This window comes from Kitasatospora sp. NPDC091257, from assembly GCF_044757675.1.
Classification (GTDB): domain Bacteria; phylum Actinomycetota; class Actinomycetes; order Streptomycetales; family Streptomycetaceae; genus Kitasatospora; species Kitasatospora lactacystinica.
The window spans coordinates 1-3106 of sequence record NZ_JBIVVI010001090.1 but is presented as its reverse complement, the minus strand read 5'-3'; the positions used below and the strand labels follow the sequence as shown (position 1 = coordinate 3106).

The 3106-nt window shown below is 70.1% G+C and carries 3 protein-coding genes; 2 read left to right on the top strand and 1 reads right to left on the bottom strand.

The window, feature by feature from the left end:
- Positions 1 to 171: 171 nt before the first annotated feature.
- Positions 172 to 1341 (top strand): CopD family protein, encoded by a 1170-nt coding sequence (locus ACIQOV_RS34750; protein ID WP_401054839.1) that lies wholly within the window; start codon positions 172 to 174, stop codon positions 1339 to 1341.
- A 178-nt stretch (positions 1342 to 1519) separates the two neighbouring features.
- Here the strand turns inward: ACIQOV_RS34750 and ACIQOV_RS34745 are convergent, their stop codons facing one another.
- Positions 1520 to 2119 (bottom strand): hypothetical protein, encoded by a 600-nt coding sequence (locus tag ACIQOV_RS34745; RefSeq protein ID WP_401054837.1) that lies wholly within the window; start codon positions 2117 to 2119, stop codon positions 1520 to 1522.
- A 666-nt stretch (positions 2120 to 2785) separates the two neighbouring features.
- Between ACIQOV_RS34745 and ACIQOV_RS34740 the strand changes: the two genes are divergently transcribed.
- On the top strand, positions 2786 to 3013 hold the full coding sequence (locus tag ACIQOV_RS34740) for a hypothetical protein (RefSeq protein WP_401054835.1): 228 nt from the start codon (positions 2786 to 2788) through the stop codon (positions 3011 to 3013).
- The last annotated feature ends 93 nt before the right edge of the window (positions 3014 to 3106 follow it).

The window sequence follows — 3106 nt, the reverse complement described above, 5'->3', positions numbered from 1 at the left end:
GGGGACCGAGAGCATCGGACTCCGGTGCCTGGCAACCTTCGCACCAGGCGAAATGGCGACGGGGCGCTCCCCGGAGTGCGGACCGATAGGCAGCTCACAAGATGATGACGATTGAACAACCGCGGCCCTCCAGGTAACTTAGGGGAACCTTATTTAGGGTAGCCGCACCTCATGCATCACGCCCTGCTGGCCGCGGACACGGCCGGATACACCATGCCCCAGCTCTGGCGGGTCCTCACCAAGGCCGGCTACTTCATCGGCCTCAGCGGAGCCCTCGGCACCACCATCACGTACGCGACCACCGTGCGCCCGGCACTTCGTGCGCCGGAAACCAGCCGCCAGGACGCCGAGGCCCTGCGAAGCAGATCAGCGGCCTACCTCGCCTGGGCAGGGGTGGTGCTACTGGTCGCCGGCTACTTCCAGCTCGCCGCCCGTCTCGCCCGCGCCGGCAAGGGCATACCGTTCGGCGATGCCCTCGCCCCGGACCGGATCTGGGACTACCTCCACGCCCCGGCCGCGAAGGGCGCCTGGATCGCCCAAGGCAACGTCTACCTGGTCCAGAACGCGGTCCTGGCCGTGACGGCCGCAACGCTGATCGCCCTCTTCGTGCCCGCTGCCCGCCGCCACACGGACGCCATCGCCCTCACCACGCTGCCGCTCTCCCTCGCCGTCACCCTGATCGCGGCCGTCCCCGCCACCAAGCCCGCCGACCTCGACCGCTGGCTCGACCTCGCCTTCGACCAGACCCACATCATCTCCGGCGTCGTCTGGCTCGGTGGCCTCGCCCTCCTGGCCGCCCTCGCCGGCACCCGTGGCCGCCTCGGCGACGGCGCCGGTCTTCTCTGGGCCGACATGTGGCGCCGGTTCAGCCTCGTCGCCATGATCTGCGTCGGCGCCGTCACCGTCTCCGGCCTCTGGCTCAGCTGGAAGCACGTCGGTGCGATCTCCCAGCTGTGGACCACCGGCTACGGCATCGCCCTGCTCGTCAAGATCCTCCTGGTCGCCGGCCTCGTCGCCGCGGGCGCCGTCAACCAGTTCTGGCTGATGCCCCGCATCGCCCGGGCCCGCCGCGCCGACGACACTTCCTCCCTGCTCCACCTGACCCTGCGGCACTTCCCGAAGGTCGTCTGGGGCGAGGTCGTTCTCGGCGTCGCCGTCCTCGTGGTGATGCCCTTCATCGCCGGCTCCGCCCGCACCGAGGCCGGCAGCGCCAAGGCCGTCTCCTCCGGCAGCATCTTCGCCGCCGGCGCCGCCCTCGTCATCGCGCTGGCCGTCTCGCTCTACGCCACGGCCAGGGCTTCCGACGCCCTCTCCCACCGCCCGGTGGCAACGACCGCCTGAACAGAACGCCCACACCGAGCCGCACAAGCGGCCGGGGAGATGGGGCCGTGCGGGGCCCGCTCCGTTTGTCGAAGCCCGCGCCGATCCGGCGGGGGCTTCGACGACCTCCAACAGGCCCTGGCTCCAAGAGACATGACAACCGCCGTGCAGCAGCCGACCGCCCCCACGTCCGCGGCTGTCACTCCCTGGTTCCGGTCGCGGCCACACCGAAGGTGAGCGCGCCCGTCAGTAGCGCGCAGGCGAGTGCGAAGGCCGCCCACTGTCCGATGGAGTCGACCTGGTCGCCGAGCCCGAGCAACTGCCAGGCGGTGTCCCGCAGCGCCAACGAGACCGGCAGTGTCAACGCGCCTGCGATGGTCGCGATCCGGGCGGCCCGTCGCGTCCCCGATGCGGGAGGGGACGCGACGAACCGCAGGACGCTGTTGCAGATCATCACGAAGGCGAAGGTTCCGCCCGCGAAGACCGCGGCCTCCACGGTGAAGAGCAGTACCCCGGGCCAGCCCTCGCCGGAAGCCAGTCCCGTGGCAACCAGCAGGCCAGCGGAGACGGCGGCTGCGGCGGCGAGCAGGGTGAACCGGAGGCGCACGAAGCCGAGCACCGTGCCGCGGCCGATCAGCGCGGCGAGTGCGCGCCCCGCGCGGGAGCGGGGGCCGGCGAGCAGGTTCGCAAGGGGCACGAGGTCGTCCAGCCAGTCCCCGTCCGTGTCCTCGGCCCCGCGCACCGGCTTCGGTAGCCGTCGGATCGCCCGGAGGTGCAGCAGCAGGCTCCCGGCCGTCATCCCGGTGAGCGGCAGCAGGGACGCGATTGGTGTTGCGGTTGGTGAAGTCGTTCTGCGGGCCGCCGGAACCCGGGTCGAGGTAGGGCCTGTGTGATGCTGTGATCAATCTTCGGGTTCTGCCCCGCTCCGGGGCAGAACCCGGTAGGCCCGTTTGATCTGACGCGCAGGCAACTCACCGACGAGCAGTGGAGTTTGATCGAGCCCTACCTGCCGATCGGCAGGTTCGGGCCCTGCCCCGAACGGCTTCGTCGCGCCGGCCGGCAGGAGCATTTCGAGTCGAATCACGAGGCCCCGCCAGCCTCGTGGGCCGCTTTCCGTGAATGAGAAATCCCGCCGAATGACAGGGCAGGCGGCATCGCGGCCGCCGCTCGTCATTCCCTCCCCCTCTTTCCTTTCCTGCTGCCGCAGGCTGTGGAGAGGCTGTAATCCCGCAGGTGCACAGTGTCCAGACTCGGTGCTTCGGCAACTCCACCCGAATCATGGAATTGATATGAGAAAGCTTCTTGACCTGGGATTTTCGACTTACCCGAGAAGCCTCGGCCCGAATGAGGCGCAGGGTGTCCTTACTCGTCGGCGGCGGACGAGGAGGTCGTCTCCGCCACCCCGGAGTCCGTCGCCGGATTCATCCTCACCGGCGGCGGCGACACCTACGGGCGCCGCGTCGCCGTGGTCGGCAAGGGTGCACCGATCCCGGACGCCGAGAGCGGGGCCGTCATCAGGGGCGACGTGCCGTTGCCGCACCAGGCCGTCAACCACGAACTGCTGTCCCGCGGCCTGGTCCACCCGGCGTTCCGGAGGAATTCGACCAAGGGCCTGCACCGCATCATCGATGCCCTCGGCGACACGATCAAGCTGCGCCCCCGGATCGAGGACATCGTCCTCGTCGAGAAGTGAGCCGTAGGCGCCGCACCCGGGTCCGATGGGACTCGCCGAGGGCCACGGTCCCAGCCCGGGGCTTGCGAGCGGTACCGACCCGAGGGAGCGAGG